Genomic DNA, 17,918 nt, shown 5'->3' on the forward strand with positions numbered 1-17,918 from the left:
AAACAGCGATTCAAAGCTCAAAGAAAGTGAAACTATCCAAAATATAATTGGCGGTGTTGATAAAGAGACTGGAGAGTATCAAGGGATAGAGGCATTCCTCAGTAGTGAAAGCATAGTTCATATTGCTCCAAGAATATTAATTGCACCTCAGTTTACTCATCAATTGCCTGAATCTGAAAATCCTAAAAACCCAGTAGTAGCAGCTTTGATAGGAGTAGCAGAAAAGCTGAGAAGCATAATAGTAGCAGATGGTCCAAATACCAATGATGAAGAAGCAATAAAATGGAGAAAAAGTGTAGGCAGCTCAAGAGTTTATATTGTTGATCCATGGGTTAAGGTATTTATTGAAGGAAAAGAAGAAATTTTACCATCTAGCCCATTTATAGCAGGTTTAATAGCGAAAGTAGATAGCGAGCAAGGATTTTGGCATTCACCTTCAAACAAAGAGATAAATGGTATTGTTGGCACAAGCAGGCCTATTGATTTTACGCTCGGTAATACAAATTGCAGAGCAAACCACTTAAATGAAAATGAAGTAACAACTATAATTCATCAAAGTGGCTATAGGCTTTGGGGCAATAGAACATGTTCAGATGACTCAAAATGGGCTTTTTTATCAGTGAGAAGGACTGCGGACCTTATTAATGACAGCCTACTTAGGGCTCATCTCTGGGCAGTTGATCGCAATATCACCAAAACTTATATAGATGATGTGATTGAGGGGGTGAATTCTTACCTGGCAAATTTAAAAGCGCAAGGAGCTATTATCAGCGGAAAATGTTATGCAACACCAGAGCTCAATACACCTATAAATATTGCAAGCGGAAAAGTATATTTTGACTTTGAGTTTACACCATCATATCCAGCTGAACAGATTACTTTCAGGTCACATCTTGTGAGTGGTACAATATTATAAAAAGGGGAGAAAGAGGAAAAATGTTACCGAAAATACTGAGAAATTTTAACGTATTTGTTGATGGTAGAGGCTATGCAGGGAAAATAGATGAAATAACTTTGCCGAAGCTTACCATAAAAACAGAGGAGTACCGTGCTGGTGGTATGGATATCCCAATAAATATTGACATGGGCATGGAAAAGCTTGAAGCAGACTTTACTTTCGCTGAGTATGACTCTGAGCTCTTTAGACTCTTTGGTTTAATAGATGGGAATTCAGTAGCTTTGACGCTCCGTGGAGGGATGCAAGGAAGTGGTAGCAATGATATTGAAGGAGTAATAATCAATTTAAGGGGCATATTCAAAGAATTTGATTTTGGTAGCTGGAAACCTGCTGAAAAAGCCACTCTAAAATGCACTGTAGCTGCCCATTATTATAAACTTACGATAGGTGGCAATGAGCTGATAGAAATCGATGCTGAAAATATGATTAGAAAGATAAATGGTGTTGATCAGATGGCCTTGCTGCAAACGATTTTAGGGATTTAATGGAATAGATGGATGCCTTTTCATATAACCACTTTTTTATTGAAAAATTACTGATAATACTGTATAATTATTAATGTTTTTTAAGCATTTGTGCTATGGCTTTATCTAAATTTCTCGACCCTAAAAATGATATAGCATTTCGCCGTATCTTTGGTACAGAAAAGAATAAAGACATCCTCATTCACTTCCTCAATGATATTTTGAGCTTTACTGGCAAAAATGCAATACAGGATATAGAGTTTTTAAGTACTATTCAAGACCCTGATATCGCATCTAAAAAGCAAAGTATTGTTGATGTGCTATGTAGAGATTCTACAGGAGTACAATGGATAATTGAGATGCAGGTTGCTAAAACCAAAGGCTTTGAAAAACGTGCCCAATATTACGCTGCTAAAGCCTATTCAAGACAAGCAGATAAAGGTGATCAATACCATGACCTTAAGGAAATTATCTTTATTGCTATAGCAGATTGTATACTGTTTCCTGATAAGTCCGAGTATAAATCAAAGCACACTATTCGCGATGAAGATACTAATGAACATGATCTAAAAGATTTTTATTTTGTATTTATTGAATTGCCTAAATTTTCCAAAACTAAAGAAGATCAGCTTTCAAATATAGTTGAGAAGTGGGTGTATTTTTTTAAGTACGCTGATGAAACAAGTGAAGAAGAATTGGAAAGAATAACAGGAAGTGACATAATAATCAAAAAAGCGTACGAAGAGCTAAACAGGTTTAACTGGTCAGAAAAAGAGTTTATAGCATATGAACAGGAGACCAAGCGTATTCGTGATGAACAGGCTGTCCTTGCTCAAAAACTTGATGATGCCAAAAAAGAAGGAAAGATTGAAGGAAAGATTGAAGTTGCAAAAGCGATGTTGACTAATAATGTTGATATTAGCACTATTGTCAAGTGTACAGGTCTTTCTGTCGATGAAGTTCAAGAATTAATTCAAGTTGAGGAAAAATAAACCCTACTATCATCTTTATATTGAGAAATTTAGTATGAAGGATCGTTAATCAAACACAAAAACTATAGTAAAAAAAATTAGTTATGTAAAAGCCGATATAGACTTTTATTTAATTAACTTTTTAAGGAGGAACATGCAAGCTATAACACTTAATAACCCAATAACAGTTGATGGAATTTCTGTTTCAGAACTTACCATTAGACGTCCAAAAGTTAGAGACTATTTGGCAATAGAACGCATTAATGGTAGTGACCTAAATAAGGAAGTGACTTTGACTGCCAACCTGACATCAGTTGCAAAAGAAGCGATTGAAGAGTTAGATATTGCTGATTATGTGAAAGTGCAAGAGGTATTAAAGGATTTTTTTTCACCAATTATACAAAGGACTTGAGGTCAGAAGTATTAATGTTCAGCTCTGTTGTAGGAGGCGGGGTTGAACAAATACTTGAAATGGAAATTAATGAATTTATCCTATGGAATGAAGCAGCGAGGAAGGTACAATGTCAACGTTATCTATAAAAATTGGAGCAGTCCTAGATGGCAGTTTCAGTACTGTAATAAAAGGAAGTAGCAGTCAACTTACTCATCTTGGTGAGAATATAAGAAAGCTTGACTCATCTTTAAAATCAGTATCAAAGTTTAAGCAGTTAGGTCATGATGTTTTGACTAGCAAGAGGTCATGGAAAGGCTTTGAAGATCAAGTAAAATCTTTAGCTAAACAAATGAAAGCGGTGGAGAAACCAAGTAAAACTTTAAAAGCAGAGTTTGATAAAGCTAAGTTTTCTGCAACAAAAGCAAAAGAAGCATATTTGAAAAAGAGAGATGCTTTGCATTCATTTAATGAAGAAGTAAGGAAAAGTGGAAGAAATATTAAGTCATTAGTAAGTGATCAATATAAACTTGGTTCTTCTATTGAAGTGCTAAAAGGTAAGTATGGTAAGCTTGGGTCTGCAATACGTAGTCACCAAAGTTTTTTAGCAAGTAAAGCACATTTTAAGTCACAAATTATAGAGACTATTGGACTAGGGCTTTCACTTGCAGCACCAATTAAAGTTGCTATTGACTTTGAAAGTGCTATGGCTGATGTTACAAAAGTAGTTGATTTTGATGAAAAGACAAAGGAAGCTGATAAATTTGCAAAAAAGTTAAAAGAGATGTCACGTACTGTACCATTATCAGCCGCAGAACTGGCACAAATAGCTGCAAGCGGTGGTCAACTTGGTATCAAAAAAGAAGATCTTTTCAAATTTACAGAAACGGTGGCAAAAATGTCTACAGCATTTGATATGTCTGCAGAGCAAGCAGGTGATTCCATAGCTAAACTCTCTAACGTTTATGGAATTGATGTTAGTGAAATGGAGCACGTTGGTAATGTAATCAACCACTTATCAGATAACACTGCTGCTAAAGCAAAAGATATGGTTGAAGCTCTAGCAATAGTTGGTGGTACTGCAAAGCAGTTTGGATTAAAGTTTGAACAAACAAGCAGTTTAGTAAATGCTTTCATTAGCTTAGGCAAACAACCAGCGAAAGCTGCAACTGCTATAAATGCTTTACTTTCTAAGCTTCAAACTGCTGAAGGTCAAGGAAAAGAGTTTAAGGCAGCACTAGAAGAAATGGGCATAGCCGCAGAAGAAATGGTACAAAGGATAAGTGAAAATGGGGAAGAAGCACTACTTTACTTCTTTCAAACTCTAAAGAAAATGGATAACCAGGAGCGTTCTACAATCCTTATGAAACTTTTCGGTCAGGAATATCAAGATGATATTGCATTATTAGCTGGAAGTTTTAGTAAGTACAAGGATGCAATAAAGCTGCTAGCTAACAAAGAAGAGTACAACAATTCTCTGCAAGATGAGTTTAAAAATCGTGCAGATACTACAGCCAATAAACTACGGCTCCTTCGCAATGCAATAGCTGAAGTTGGTATGAATCTGGGCTCAGTGATGCTGCCTACTTTAAAATCTATAGCTGAATTTTTACAAGAAAAAACTAGGAGCATAGCCTTATTTGCAGAAAAATACCCAACTTTAACTACAGCAATCATGGGAACTATAGCAGCTTTAATAAGTTTAAAAATCTTAGTAGTGGGCTTAGGTTATGGGTTCGCTTTTTTAGCAAGTACAGTTCTCGGTTTAAGAGCAAAAATAATCGCAACTTTTTCATTTTTATCAGCTACAGTTTTTCCTGCAGTAGTAACAGGACTAAGAGCAGTAACGCTTGCTGTAATGAGTAATCCTATAGGGCTTTTAATTACTGGACTTGTCACTGGTGCAGCACTTGTTATCACTAACTGGCAAAAAGTGAAGGAATTCTTTGCTAGTTTTTGGAAATCAATCATAAAACCGATAGGAGAGGCTTTTTCATGGATGGGAAATACAGTTAGTAGCATATTTGGGAAAGTGTCAGAAAATAGTCCAATAAAAGAATTTGAGAAGAGAAAAACTGTTATTTCGTTAGTTGATGGAGAAGCTAGCAATGTACTTTCTAAAAATAGTGTTTTTAATAATGGGAATCTTTTATCAAATAATGGTGTGATGAAAGGAATTTCTAAAAATAGCTGGAATAATGTTAAAATTAAACATGCTATCGCAGAAAAGAAATCTATAGCAGATGAGAAAGATCTCAATCTAAAAGAGTACGTAAAAAGCAAATATGAAAATAAAACTTTTAACCAAACTCAACATAATTATTTCAACATAAGTGTACAAGCAGCACCAAATCAAGATGTTCGTAGCCTTGCTGATGAAGTAATAAAAAGGATAAGAGAAAAATCACGTGATGTTCTGTTTGATACCATAGACCCTGTTTATTAAAATGTTGTCTCTTGGCCCGTATAAATTTGTTCCAAGAAGTTTAAAGTATAATAGAGAGAATCGTTGGAGCACAATTGAGTGTATTGAAAATATGCCATTATTGCAAAATATCGGTCAAGGTGCAGAAAATATAGATTTAGAAGGAACGATTTATCTGCATAATCTCAACAGGCTAAATCAATTAAAGAATATGAAAAAAGCTGAAAAGCCACATGTTCTAGTAGATAATTTAGGTAATATTTTAGGACAATTCGTAATTACCAGTTTAGAAGAAAAGCAGATGTATTTTTTACCTAATGGACTACCAAGAAAAGTTGAATTTAGTCTGAGTTTGAAGAGCTATAGATGACTATATATTACTTAACCAAAGAAGGAGAAATGCTAGACCTGATTTGCTGGAAGCATTACGGATTTACGGATGGAGTAGTAGAATTAGTACTAGCAGAGAACTTAGGTTTGGCAGAATACGGAAGCTTTTTGCCTGCAGGATTAAAGATAAAGCTTCCTGTTATTCAGAAAACAGTACAAAAGTCAAAATTAAAGGTCTGGGAATAAATGCAACCAGATTTTATAATAGATAAATGTGAATCAATTAAAGATAGAATTATATCATTGCGCCTTACCGATGAATCTGGGACAATAGACGATGTAGTTGAAGTGTGCATTGATTACAGAGATGAAAACTTAAATATTCCGAATGAATTAAATATCGCTTTGGGTTACAGAGAAACCGGAGTGATACCTATGGGTATATATACAGTTAATGAGATTACGGTGCAGAACCCACCTAAGACTTTACTTATAAAAGCTCATGCAACAAACTTAAAATTATCATTAAAGGAGAAAGTATCTAAAGAATGGCATCAAATTACTCTAGGTAACTTGGTTAAGGAAATAGCAGAAAAGCACGGATATGGATGCAGAGTTGCAGAAGAATTTGAAAATGTGTTGATTCCACATATTAACCAAATAGAAGAAAGTGATATAAGTTTATTAACAAAAATAGCAATAGAATACGAGGCAATGGCAAAGCTAGCTGGCGGATATATACTTTTTATTCCAAAAGGCAAAGCCAAATCAGCAACTGGAAAAGCTTTAGGAACAACAGCTATTAGACCTCAAGACACGATAAATTGGAAAGTGCATTTTACCGTGAGTAGGTACAACTCAGTGGTTGCAAAATGGCATAGCTATGAAAAGGGTGAAACTATACCAGAAACAGTTGGCTCTGGTAGTCCAAGTTATACCATACAAACGCTTTACTCTAATGTAGAATCAGCACTAAGTGCAGCAAATGCTAAGTTAAAACAACTAAAGCGAAATAATGCAGTATTGGATATCACTATGCCTGGTAATCCAGAACTATTTGCAGAGGCGAAACTTAGCTTGTTAGGGTTTCATCAAGATATAGACGGTGAATGGATAATTGACAGAGCAGAACATGTGTTAGATAGTTCAGGTTATCGCACTGGATTATCAGCATCAACGTTAAGAAAAAATCAGTAAACCAAATGTTTAATGTTGAAAAAAGTATTGAATATGAATAGAGACTCAAGAAATAAGCTACACTTTTGGTGGTTTATAGTAACAGTAGTATTTGTTATTATTACCTATTGCTATATGAAAGCAAAAGCTACAGATAATTATAAAACAATACTGCGGATTGCATCTGAAAATTGTAACTTAGAAATTGTAAAGTTTTCAGTAAAAAATTTATTAGATGTAGATACGCAAATTTCTAAACTTACTACACTACATTATGCTGCAGGAGAAGGATGCTTAGAAGTTGTCAAGTTTTTGATAGACAAAGGAATTAATGTAAATATTATAAACGGGTATGGAAGTACAGCACTTCACAATGCTGCATATCGAGGAGATTTAGAGATCATAAGGTTTTTATTGGAGAAAGGTGCAAATCCTACAATCAGAAATAAAGATGGAAAAACACCAAGGAAAGTTGCTGTATTAAGATCGCGGCACAATAAAGATAAACCTTACAGGGAAATCATTAAGCTACTTGCTAAAGTGGAGGATCAATATAAATCTGAAAAGTAAGCTATCATCAACAATTATTCATAATAAATTCACATTTATGCAAAATCAAAAAATCCCACTAGCAGTAATAATAACGATGGTAATACAGACCATAGCAGCAATTTGGTGGCTTGCCAAGCTGGATTTACGGGTACACATGCATGATAAATTTATAGAGCAGAACAATGGATTGGCTGTTACGGTATATTGTCTGGAAGAACGGGTAAAAAATCTTTCTGAGGAATTGGATGAACTTAAAGCTGATTTAAAGTAATTATTCTTCTACTTTTGGTGTATAAGGATCAGATTGAGATTGACGATCCTTCCAGTTTTCGATGTATTGCTCAACTAATTGAGGATCCCCTGTTATAATCAGTAGATTCTCAGCATTTCTTGATTCAGCTGCATAGGTGAAATTAAAAGAGCCAGTTATTATTTTGTTATCATCAATAATCATTATTTTACTATGAGCAATCGCTGGTTTAAAGTCTACCCAAATTGGGATTTTTTGCTCAAACAGCTCATTGATAACACTATACTTTGAGCTAACTTGCGATCCGTCGAGAATAACCATGACATCAACTCCACGCTTTTTAGCTTGAACTAAGGATTCAGCAATAGGCTTTGAGGTAAATTGGTATGCCTGAACCAACACGGATTTTTTAGCATGATCCACGGAATCAATTATTAGGTTGGTGCAATTTTCTCTAGGAGTGAAACATACAGTAGTACTTGGACAAGAAACACAACCTGATAAAAGCAAACAAGTTAAAAAAATCAATAAATATCTAAACATGGCCAAATATATTCTTTCAGTCGACGGTGGAGGCATAAGAGGTATTATACCTGCTATTGTTCTAGCTGAAATAGAGTATAGAACAAAAAAGCCAATCTCTCAAATGTTTGACTTAATGGTCGGAACTTCTACAGGTGGTATTATCGTTGCCGGATTATGTAATAAACAATACTCTGCTCTCGACTTAGTTGATCTCTATCAGAAAGACGGGCCACATATCTTTAAGTCTTCATTTTTCAGAAGATCAATATTTTCCTGGCTAAATTGTGCACAGTATTCATGCAAAAATATTGAATGCGTTCTGAATAGATATTTTGGTGATTCTACTCTTGCAGATGCAACAAGTAATTTAATGCTTACAAGCTACGATATTAAGAACAATTATCCCTTCTTCTTTAAAAGCTGGAGAGAAGATAGAAATTTTATCAAATTGAAAGATGCATTACGAGCTACAACTGCAGCACCTACTTACTTTGTACCTAAATATCTTAAAATCAACCAAAAGGAAATGGTATTAGTGGATGGAGGGGTGTTTGCCAATAATCCAGCGGCTTGTGCATATGCAAGTGGTAAGAAATTGTTTCCAAATGATGATATTGTACTGTTATCGATAGGTACTGGAAGAACAGATAGAAGCATAGCTAATTCAAGGAGATTTGGAAAAATAGGATGGATCAAGCCACTACTGAATGTGATGTTTGCTTCAAGTTTAGATGCAGTAAACTATCAACTTAATCAAGTTATAGGTGATAAATATATACGAATACAATCGCAATTAAAAATAGCATCACCTGACATGGATAATATTACATCAAAAAATATCAAATCTCTTCAGCAAGAAGCAAATGCAATGATAGAGGATAATCAGAAAGTGATAGAGAAATTCTGTATAGAAATATTAAATATATAACTATTTTTACTTATATCTTAATATATTGTTTAACACAATTCAATTTTCACACTCATCAGCAGTTAGGCCACTTGCTCGCAAAATAACATCATTAGAAACACCTGCCTTCACTAGATTTTTCGCAACCTTGATCTTTTCTGTTTTTTTTACTTTCTCTTTGCTATTCTTCATATCCCTAGATAAAAATTTCTTCACTAATTCTTGCTCTTCAGTTTTTCTTAGTAAATTAAGTAGTTCACTATCTTCATTTATTTTAGGTAGCAGAACTTTAATATTCACTGATAATCCTTCTGCTATTTGATATAATTTATCAAATGATATGGCAGTGTATCCTATTTCATACTCGTGTATTTCCTTGAGTGTTAAACCAACTTTGTTTGCTAAATCTTTCTGAGTATACCTTTTTATCAATCTCCATTCTCTTATTCTTTGCCCTACTCTGTAGTATATAGAATCAGTGCAGACTTCTTTCTCTGTATTATCATACTCGTAAATAGATAAACCCGTTGCCTGGGAAATAACATCAGTAGAAACCCCTTCTTTCACTAGATTTTTTGCTATTTCCAACCTTGCCTCTTCTTGATTAATTTTTTCGCTAATATGAACAAACCTGACTAATGAAGGTACTATTTTGCCTAACTTTTGATTCTCGTATATTTTCGTTAGATAGAGTATTTCTTCGTCTTCATCTTCATACTCTCTTACTGTTATTGGTTTAGGTAACAGATCTACAGCATTAACTGACAATACTCTTGCTATTACATATAGTACTTCAATTGGAATAGGGCTATATCCATTTTCATAACTGTTTACTTCTTGGTATGTTAAACCTGTTTCACTTGCTAATTCTATTTGAGTATGCCCTCGCATTAACCTGCTATTTTCTATTTTTTGTCCTATTTTGTAGCTTATAGAACTAATATCTCTTACAGAAACAAACATATATACCTTACTTAGAAACAAATTTTCATGCAATTTGATCAGCGGATAAACCAATTATTTGCAAAATAATATCAACAGAAATTCCCCCTTTTACTAAATCCCTTCCAACTTTGATCCTTTCCGCTTTTCTCACTTTTTCTTCACAAATCCTTATACCTTCAAACAGAGATTCTCTTAATGCATTACGTAGTTCTTGGCTCTCAATTTCTTTGTATTCTTTAATCAAATCAGGTAGCTCATTTTCTATTTTTTCATCTGCATCTTCTGTTAGCTCAAGTAGGTCCATGATATTGATCGATAGCGCTTCTGCTATTACATATAATTTATCAAGTGGAACAGAAGTCCTTCCTTGCTCATAGTTGCTTATTTCGTCACGTGTTGTACTCATTTTCTCTCCTAAATCTTTTTGAGTATACTCTCTCAATAGCCTCCATTCTTTTATCTTTTTTCCTATTTGGTAGTAGATAGAACTAACTTTTTCTTCAACACATTCATTAGCAGAAAGGCCAATTGTTTTTGCAATAATATCAACAGAAACTCCCGATTTAACCAAACCCTTTGCAATTTTTATTCTTTCCGATTTTCTACTACTTTTCTCACTAACTTGGACAAATTTGGTTAGCAAACAAAACATTCTACGTAACTCCTGATCATTAATCTTTTTATATTCTCTTACTAGATTTAATATTTCTTCTCCCTCATCTTCAAGACAGCTTTTTGATATAGGAATTAGATCCGTAATACTAATTGATAGTGCCTCAGCTATAGCATATAACCTTTCAATTGGAATTCTACGGTTTCCTTTCTCATATTGCAGTATTACCCAGTATGTTACACCAATTTTCTCTGCTAAATCCTTCTGAGTATATCCTCGCTCTAACCTCCAACTTTTTAATTTTTCTCCCACTTTATAATCTAGACTTTTTTCCACATAAAGAACTATACGTAATATTTTCTACTATAGCTCAAATCTATTATAGTTCAAAGGTTACAGTAACTATGAAACCTTAAAGCCCCCTACAAGTTTCTTTACTACCTCCACATACCCTATTTACCCATGAAGACAATACTTCATCATTGCTAATCTCTTTTATAGCATACTTTTCATTCCATATGCCACATCTAGTGAAATTACCTCTTTCTACCACTTCCTTAAGCTTCACTCCCCCAAAGAGGCAATTCTTTCCTATCTCTTCGCCTCTTTTTTGTAACTCAGCCCACATTTCCTTGTTTTCTACTCTCAATTGTACTTGATCATATTTTTTTACATCATAGTACAATATAATATTTAGCTTACCAATGCTCGTAGGAAATTCTAACATGATAGAGCTACCATCTGATATATCAGTATAGTTTCTTATACCTCCCTTTTCACTTTTAACTTCAACTGCATCATTACCAATTTTTAAAATATTACTTCCTAACTCTCTCAGTATTTTGGCTACCTCTACCTTACTATCATCAGAAAATTCTATATACGATGTTGTATTGTCTATCTCGAGATCTATTAAGGATCCTTCTTGCACAGCACTTTCGCCAGCTTTTTCTAGTTCTTCTAGTCTCTTATCTATCTGTGGCTGAACTTCTGGCTGTAGCTCATTATAAATTTCACCTATCAGTTTATTCTCCAATAAAGTATCATGAAACTCTGCACCGCTTAGCATTAATTTACGTATTAGCTTTTTTCGATCACTTCTTTCTAATCTGTGAAAATGTGTACCTAATACTACATATTCTGCAAAACTCCATTCTCCATCATTACATGCATTTAGCCTTGCTCCAGCAGCTAGTGCTTCGTCTACAACCTTGTGCAGTTCATTTGGACTTTTTGCTCTTACCACAGCACTTTTAAGCCAGCTCAACTTTTCTGCACTTGGCTTTATTTTTTGCAAAGCTGAAGCAAATGGATTCAACCCTTCTGGATAATCTGCTTGATTACTCAAAGGTTTTGTGCCATATATGTAATCAAGTCCCTTTCCGTAGTTGATTTGAACGTCTCTATTAGGGAAGGGCACTTCTCCAGGTTTTTTAGCCTTATTGGTTTTGCTTACAAAGGTGGACTGCTGGCTAGTACGACCAATTCCTACAATAGCATTTAACATCTCACCTTTTGATAATTTATCAAGATCAACGTTTAATTGATAAGTACCTCCTTTCTTATCATCAAAAGGTACAATTATTTTATTACCCATATTAGCCTCCGCTATTAAATATACTTTCTAAGTGTATAGTTATTATACACTCTACTACTCATTATAAATTATAGTGAGTAGATTTGCAAATACTTTCTGCTATAACAATCCGTTTTCTCGAAAGCTGAAATAGCCTCCACTTGTGATGATAATATGGTCAAACAATTTTACGCTTACAGTACTACATGCTGCTGCTAAGCTCTTCGTTACTTCTTGATCTTCTTCTGATGGTTCTAAGCGTCCCCCAGGATGGTTGTGTGACATTATTACTAATGTTGCATTCTTTATTAATGCTTTTCTTATAATTTCCTTTATGTACACTGGTGCTTTTTCCATTTCACCAATATAGGATTCTTCTCCGATTAGTTGGCGCCTTTTATTCAAGTACAGTATTTTTACACATTCCCTCTCTGCATGACCTATACTTACGTTCAAGTATTCTACTAGCCCTTGTAAGTCCATTATTGGCTCACTCTTGAGTTTTTCTCTCATTACCCTTTCTAGCGTTTCCTTAACACACATAATCATTGCTACTGCAGAATCAGTCACTCCTTCTATAACTTTCAGGTCATCCATTTCTCTACCTAAAATCCTTCCTACTCCCGTATAAGTGTTCACCAGATTTTTAGCAATTTCTTGAGCTTGCGGCCTTTCATGTACTGCACTTAAAAATGTTTCCATTATTTCACGATCAAGTAGTGCTTTGCCTTTGCTTTCTAATATTCTGAATTCGATTTCTTCTTTACTTTTATTCATATAATTTACCTTTCACTAACAACAAACTTTTTTTAGATATTTACTGCTGTTTTTTATCAGCATTGGCATAGAGCCATAGCTTTCGAGTGAAGTCAAATCAATTTTTCAATCTTTTTTACTTATTTTTTCATGAATAGGTAAAGATATTAATACATATTTATTTTCAAGTTATGTAAAAAGGTTGTTGTTAATCAATTATTTTAGAAATAACATCAGTAGAAAAGCCTAATTTAAGTAAATTATTTGTAACTTTTATTTTCTCTACTTTATCAATCTTCTCTTTGTAAATTTGCTTTCTTTGCAATAAAAATTCTACCCATATATTTAGCTCATCTCGTGATTCTTGATTGTCAATTTTTCTATATTCTCTTGCCAAACCTAATAACTCATTTTCTGCTTCACCATCTTCGCAATCATTTTCTTTGTATTCCTTTATCAGATCTTCAGTATCCACTGATAATTCTTTTGCTATTTCCCATAACCTTTCACTTAAAAGAGTAACGCTACCTTGTTCATAGTGATGTATCTGTGAGGGTCCTACATTAAGCTTTTTTGCTAATTCTTCTTGTGTATATCCTCTGATTATTCTCCACTTCTTGATCTCTTGTCCTTCATTTGAATGCTCAGAACCTTTTTCCTTCTTATTATCATATTCATCAGTTGATAAGCCTGTTGCCCGATAGATAATCTCAGTAGCAAACCCCGCCTTCACTAGATTCTTTGCAATTCTTATTCTTGCTGCTTTTATATTACTTTCTTCCTCAGCTCGGACAGATTTGGTTAACATATAAATTGCTTTGTGTCCTCCTGTTTTTTCTATGAAATTATACATTTCCTGGGTCTTAGCTTTGTCAAAACAACTATCTTCTCTTAGCACCCTTAGTCTTGGAAAGAGATTTCTAATAGGAATTGATAATGCATTTGCTATCACTTTTAGCCTTTCAATTGGAATGCCACATGTTCCTTGCTCGTATCTTAGCAGTGTGTAATAGTTTATGCCTGTTTTGCCTACTAAATCCTTCAGGGTATATTTTTGTTTTAACCTCCAACTTCTTACTTTTTGTGCTATCTGATACCTTATAGAGATATTTGCCATAAATATTATACAGATTAATACTACCAAATAAAGATATACAAAATGTTTGCATTTTAGTTGAATATTTCTTCACAATTGTGTATAATTATTAATGCTTTCTTGGTTAATTTGTCATGGCTCTTTCGAAATTTCTAGATCCTAAGCTTGATTTAACATTTAAGAAAATCTTCGGCACTGAAAAAAATAAGAATATCCTTATTCACTTTTTGAATGACATCTTAGGCTTTACTGGAGTCAATACTATTCAAGATGTTGAGTTTCTCAGCACTATTATGAACCCTGAGATTGCTTCTGATAAACAAAGCATCGTTGATGTCCTCTGTAAGGATTCTCTCGGAAATAGGTATATTGCGGAAATGCAGCTCGCTCGTGATAAAGGCTTTGAAAAACGTGCTCAACTTTATGCTGCTAAGGCTTACTCAAGACAATCCGGCAATTACATTGATTTTAAGACTGTTTTCTTTATTGCTATTTCTAATAGTACTCTTTTTCCTTCGGATGTTTATTATATTTCTACTCATAATATACGCGATATAAAAACTAATGGACATTATTTAAAAGATTTTCAATTTGTCTTCATTGAACTACCTAAATTTACAAAAAGTAAAGTAGAGCAGTTGGAAACTACTGTTGAGAGATGGTGCTTTTTCTTTAAGTATGCAGAAGAAACTACGGATGAAGATTTAAGAAAAATAGCAGAAAAGTCACCGATAATAAAGTTAGCGTATGACGAGTTAGATAAATTTCATTGGAATGAGAAAGATCTTGTAGCTTATGAAGAAAGGGTAATGGATTTACAAAAAGAAGCTGCTATCTTGGAACAAAAACTCGATGATGCTACTCAAAAAGGTAGAAAAGAAGGTAGACAAGAAGGCATTCAAATCGGCCATGAAAAAGGTAAAATTGAAGGTAAAATTGAAGTTGCCAAAAACTCACTCAAGGCCGGTGTCTCTATTGATGTTATCGCTGAAATCACTGGCCTTTCGGTAGATGAAATTAAACAACTTCAGGAAGAAATAGCATGATATAGCTGTTTGTCCACTGTTGTATTGTTTAAGTAGCTTCTAGGTTTGTTATCAGCAATGTCGTTAGGTTGATATCCACTATTAACTACCTGCTGCTCATCACACATCTTTTCAATATTGCCTTTTAAATTACTCAGAAACTTCTCATTTTTCGGACAAACTTCTTTTGCAACTGAATATAAAGTATTTGGTATTTGACAGTATCTCTCGTTCCTTACGTGGCCTGCTATATTTAAATATACTTTAAAAAAGTTAACATCTTTTACTAATACTCCAGATTGTTTAGCTGTTTTTTCAAGTGTCTTTTCAAATTCTTCTACAATATTCAGTGTGTTAGCCAGAGCTTCTTCAGGGGTAATGGAACAAAACTTAGGGAGAGGATATTTTTTATCTAGAAAACTTTGTAATAAGAAGAACATCAAGCCAATATTATTACTCATACAAACCTCACTACTAAATTGGCTAGTGTACTGTTTAGTTGGATTTCTTGCTGTATCAGAATGATCTGAGCCATTTTCTGGAATCTCAGGTAATTCAACTTTTAAAGGGGAATATACAAATCGAGAAATACCTTTAATAGCATCTACAATAGTATTAGCAACAATATTTATCCATGAAGATGTTCTTGCTGCACTATTTGTTGCTATTTCAGATTGATCTATATAGTAATGGCTATCTTGGTAATTAATGTTACGCTTCTGTACTCTATGATGCTTATGTCTTGTACGATGCATACCATCTCCATGTCTACTATGATCCTTATGTCTTTTGTGCCTAATAGGATGATTACTACTTGCAGCCTCTAAAGGTGCAGAACTTTGTAACTTAACGATAGAACTAATGTAACCATTCATATTTAGTTTGTCACTAATACTATCTGCATTATTTATTTTATCTATTTCATTACTTAACAATATTTCTGTGTCATTAAATTTTATAGATAATGTCTCCATTTTAGGCTGCTTATAAAAATCTTTAAGACATATAGTACAAAACTTATTTTTTTCCACATCAGCATCAAAAATGTTGGTAATCATCAAGTCATATCCAGAATAAAGAAAAGTATATTGCCCTGCTTCTTTAGATATAATTAATTCACTTTTTTCTTCTACATCTTGAGGTGTAACTACAATTACTTCTTTAGTCCTGTCAAATATCAAAGGTAGTGGTTTTAACTCTAATTCAGAACTTATTTTCATAGGCGCATTATTAAGAATAACTTGTAATTCCTTATACCAGTTATTTACAAATGCATCTTTTAGTCTAACCGTTATTACATCTTGCTTTAAGGCAGTAGCTGATATAGATAACTTAATGAGTAAATCATTTTCGTCTCTGATAACCTTTGATATTGGCTCTATACTTAAGTCACTATTTACTTGTTGCACCAACCGACGTAAATCTAACGTATCCTTTAAACTGTTCTTTTTATTGAAATCATCATAAATTACAACTTCTGGAATAGGAAGGTTTTCTATATCAAGTGTCTCATGACCTGAAGTAATGGCATACACATTCTCACCACCACTGCCAATTAGATGACTTTTTTGTAAAAAATTATTATTAATTATGTCATGATTTCCATGCCCCATAACAACAGTTTCGTTATTTGTACTTACAAAAAGAGACATCCTTAAATGGTCTGCTACAGTTGGATAACTTTCAACAATCTCATCAATAGTTTTATCAGTACTATGCATTGCATATGAATTGTCTTTTCCTATTTTTATCTCAGTATTATCACTCAGTACATAAGAGGCATTAGTTGGAATATCTGAAATTGTTATATCAAACTTTTCATTAATAGACTTACCTTTCGATAAAGTTGACAGGAAACTAAAAGTAACATTTCTTATTGTATGAGTCATATTTCTATAACCAGCATGCCAATGATTGATATCTTTAATGTTTTTAATATTAACGCTTGCTAAGTCAAAAAGGGTATAGTTAAATAAAAAATTATGCTTTCTTTGTCTTGTAAGAGAGAAATCAGGTTCAATATTAATGTTAGCTTTTCCCTTATCAGAAAGAATAATGTAATCAAAATTTCCGTTACTTGATTGGTCTAAATTATTTATTTCAGTACTAGGTCTTACTATTACTTTCTTTTCACTAGGTCTATAACAATATGGTATGGTAATATTATCAGGAGTGTTATTACTTAAGCCACCTTGACCATCTATATATTTTACATCGCATCCACAATCCACTATATCCTGTTTTCCTTTCCTACCATAAATTATATTCATATTTTTTATTCTAATATCATTAGAAGGTGAGAATATTGAACTATCATTTTTATGTGAGTCAGGTTTTATGTTGAGATTCTCATTCAAGGAAAACTCTGCTAAGTTTAGTGTATTATTTCCACCACCTCCATCTAACCTGCCTGTAACCCTATTACCTACTAGGATGAACAAATCATCTTTATCACCTCCAGTAAAGTCCTTATCACCATCGTCTACCAAGAAAACATTAGGACTATATTTAAATCCAATTGCTCTATCTCTGCCTTTTCCCAATGCAATTAAAGTATAATCTCCTGTTCTATTTGCCTGATAATCCAAGCCTATTGTATCATGACAAAGGTAAGCATTTTCACCTCCACTTTCATGACGTATTGAATCAGTTGGAAGACAGAATAACCTCCCTTCATCTGGAGCATCTGGTTTTGCTCTGTCATAAATTACATTATTTACTTCCTTATCAAAAAATGCCACATTATCTAAATCATCTTGAATTTTAACCTTACATTTTTCACGTTCTAACTTCTGGAATATACCTTGACCACCAACTTTACAGTGCTGTGTTGTATCACTTTTTATTTCAGATTCGTCTGGATACCACCCCATAGTAGTTCTGCAGACTTCTTTTCTTAGAGCCTGTACGTGATCTCAAAAAAGGGATAGAATGAGAGGATAAAGTATATAAAGTAGG

Annotated in this window: 19 protein-coding genes; 12 read left to right on the plus strand and 7 right to left on the minus strand. The window is 33.6% G+C overall.

Annotated elements, in window-relative coordinates; translation table 11 throughout:
• The 10 genes from LEM02_RS06565 to LEM02_RS06610 all read left to right on the plus strand — a co-directional run.
• Positions 1-916: phage tail sheath family protein (locus tag LEM02_RS06565; RefSeq protein ID WP_226080790.1), on the plus strand; the 916-nt coding region annotated here is incomplete at its 5' end.
• A 20-nt stretch (positions 917-936) separates the two neighbouring features.
• Complete coding sequence (locus tag LEM02_RS06570; protein WP_226080791.1) at positions 937-1,443, plus strand: phage major tail tube protein; 507 nt, start codon at positions 937-939, stop codon at positions 1,441-1,443.
• A gap of 95 nt (positions 1,444-1,538) precedes the next feature.
• Entirely contained in the window at positions 1,539-2,414 is an 876-nt protein-coding gene (locus tag LEM02_RS06575; protein ID WP_226080796.1) for an Rpn family recombination-promoting nuclease/putative transposase, read from the plus strand.
• Positions 2,415-2,547: 133 nt separating this feature from the next.
• On the plus strand, positions 2,548-2,805 hold the full coding sequence (locus LEM02_RS06580) for a phage tail assembly protein (RefSeq protein ID WP_226080798.1): 258 nt from the start codon (positions 2,548-2,550) through the stop codon (positions 2,803-2,805).
• A 109-nt stretch (positions 2,806-2,914) separates the two neighbouring features.
• Complete coding sequence (locus LEM02_RS06585) at positions 2,915-5,230, plus strand: phage tail tape measure protein (RefSeq protein ID WP_226080800.1); 2,316 nt, start codon at positions 2,915-2,917, stop codon at positions 5,228-5,230.
• Between the two features lies 1 nt (position 5,231).
• Complete coding sequence (locus LEM02_RS06590) at positions 5,232-5,579, plus strand: phage tail protein (protein ID WP_226080801.1); 348 nt, start codon at positions 5,232-5,234, stop codon at positions 5,577-5,579.
• A complete protein-coding gene (locus tag LEM02_RS06595; RefSeq protein WP_226080802.1) occupies positions 5,576-5,785 on the plus strand; it encodes a tail protein X in 210 nt (69 codons plus the stop codon). The genes LEM02_RS06590 and LEM02_RS06595 overlap by 4 nt, the downstream gene beginning before the upstream one ends.
• Positions 5,786-6,736, plus strand: a complete 951-nt coding sequence (locus LEM02_RS06600; RefSeq protein ID WP_226080803.1) for a contractile injection system protein, VgrG/Pvc8 family — start codon at positions 5,786-5,788, stop codon at positions 6,734-6,736.
• A 12-nt stretch (positions 6,737-6,748) separates the two neighbouring features.
• Positions 6,749-7,285: an ankyrin repeat domain-containing protein gene (locus LEM02_RS06605; protein WP_226080804.1), complete on the plus strand. Its 537-nt coding sequence runs from the start codon at positions 6,749-6,751 to the stop codon at positions 7,283-7,285.
• A gap of 37 nt (positions 7,286-7,322) precedes the next feature.
• The gene (locus LEM02_RS06610) at positions 7,323-7,538 is read left to right on the plus strand and encodes a hypothetical protein (RefSeq protein WP_226080806.1); all 216 of its coding nucleotides are present in this window, start codon (positions 7,323-7,325) and stop codon (positions 7,536-7,538) included.
• On the opposite strand, the gene LEM02_RS06615 is transcribed toward LEM02_RS06610, so the two are convergent.
• Positions 7,539-8,060 carry a phospholipase D family nuclease gene (locus LEM02_RS06615; protein WP_226080808.1) on the minus strand — a complete coding sequence of 174 codons (522 nt, stop codon included), beginning with the start codon at positions 8,058-8,060 and terminating at the stop codon, positions 7,539-7,541.
• On the opposite strand from LEM02_RS06615, the gene LEM02_RS06620 reads away from it, so the two are divergent.
• Positions 8,059-8,970, plus strand: coding sequence for a patatin-like phospholipase family protein (locus tag LEM02_RS06620; protein WP_226080810.1), 912 nt, complete (start codon positions 8,059-8,061; stop codon positions 8,968-8,970). The genes LEM02_RS06615 and LEM02_RS06620 overlap by 2 nt on opposite strands.
• A gap of 39 nt (positions 8,971-9,009) precedes the next feature.
• Here LEM02_RS06620 and wmk (LEM02_RS06625) read toward each other — a convergent pair whose 3' ends face one another.
• The 5 genes from wmk (LEM02_RS06625) to wmk (LEM02_RS06645) all read right to left on the minus strand — a co-directional run bounded on the left by wmk (LEM02_RS06625) (position 9,010) and on the right by wmk (LEM02_RS06645) (position 13,956).
• Positions 9,010-9,912: a WO male-killing family protein Wmk gene (gene wmk / locus LEM02_RS06625; RefSeq protein ID WP_226080811.1), complete on the minus strand. Its 903-nt coding sequence runs from the start codon at positions 9,910-9,912 to the stop codon at positions 9,010-9,012.
• 25 nt (positions 9,913-9,937) lie between these two features.
• Entirely contained in the window at positions 9,938-10,855 is a 918-nt protein-coding gene (gene wmk, locus LEM02_RS06630) for a WO male-killing family protein Wmk (protein WP_226080825.1), read from the minus strand.
• Positions 10,856-10,919: 64 nt separating this feature from the next.
• A complete protein-coding gene (locus tag LEM02_RS06635; RefSeq protein WP_226080812.1) occupies positions 10,920-12,104 on the minus strand; it encodes a hypothetical protein in 1,185 nt (394 codons plus the stop codon).
• A 99-nt stretch (positions 12,105-12,203) separates the two neighbouring features.
• A complete protein-coding gene (locus LEM02_RS06640; RefSeq protein ID WP_226080813.1) occupies positions 12,204-12,860 on the minus strand; it encodes a JAB domain-containing protein in 657 nt (218 codons plus the stop codon).
• A 187-nt stretch (positions 12,861-13,047) separates the two neighbouring features.
• Positions 13,048-13,956 (minus strand): WO male-killing family protein Wmk, encoded by a 909-nt coding sequence (wmk, locus tag LEM02_RS06645; protein WP_226080814.1) that lies wholly within the window; start codon positions 13,954-13,956, stop codon positions 13,048-13,050.
• A gap of 113 nt (positions 13,957-14,069) precedes the next feature.
• Here wmk (LEM02_RS06645) and LEM02_RS06650 point away from each other — a divergent pair, with 113 nt between their 5' ends.
• The gene (locus LEM02_RS06650) at positions 14,070-14,981 is read left to right on the plus strand and encodes an Rpn family recombination-promoting nuclease/putative transposase (protein WP_226080815.1); all 912 of its coding nucleotides are present in this window, start codon (positions 14,070-14,072) and stop codon (positions 14,979-14,981) included.
• On the opposite strand, the gene LEM02_RS06655 is transcribed toward LEM02_RS06650, so the two are convergent.
• A complete protein-coding gene (locus LEM02_RS06655) occupies positions 14,963-17,833 on the minus strand; it encodes a hypothetical protein (RefSeq protein WP_226080816.1) in 2,871 nt (956 codons plus the stop codon). The genes LEM02_RS06650 and LEM02_RS06655 overlap by 19 nt on opposite strands.
• Between the last annotated feature and the right edge of the window lie 85 nt (positions 17,834-17,918).

The organism is Wolbachia endosymbiont of Tribolium confusum (genome assembly GCF_020405475.1).
Classification (GTDB): domain Bacteria; phylum Pseudomonadota; class Alphaproteobacteria; order Rickettsiales; family Anaplasmataceae; genus Wolbachia.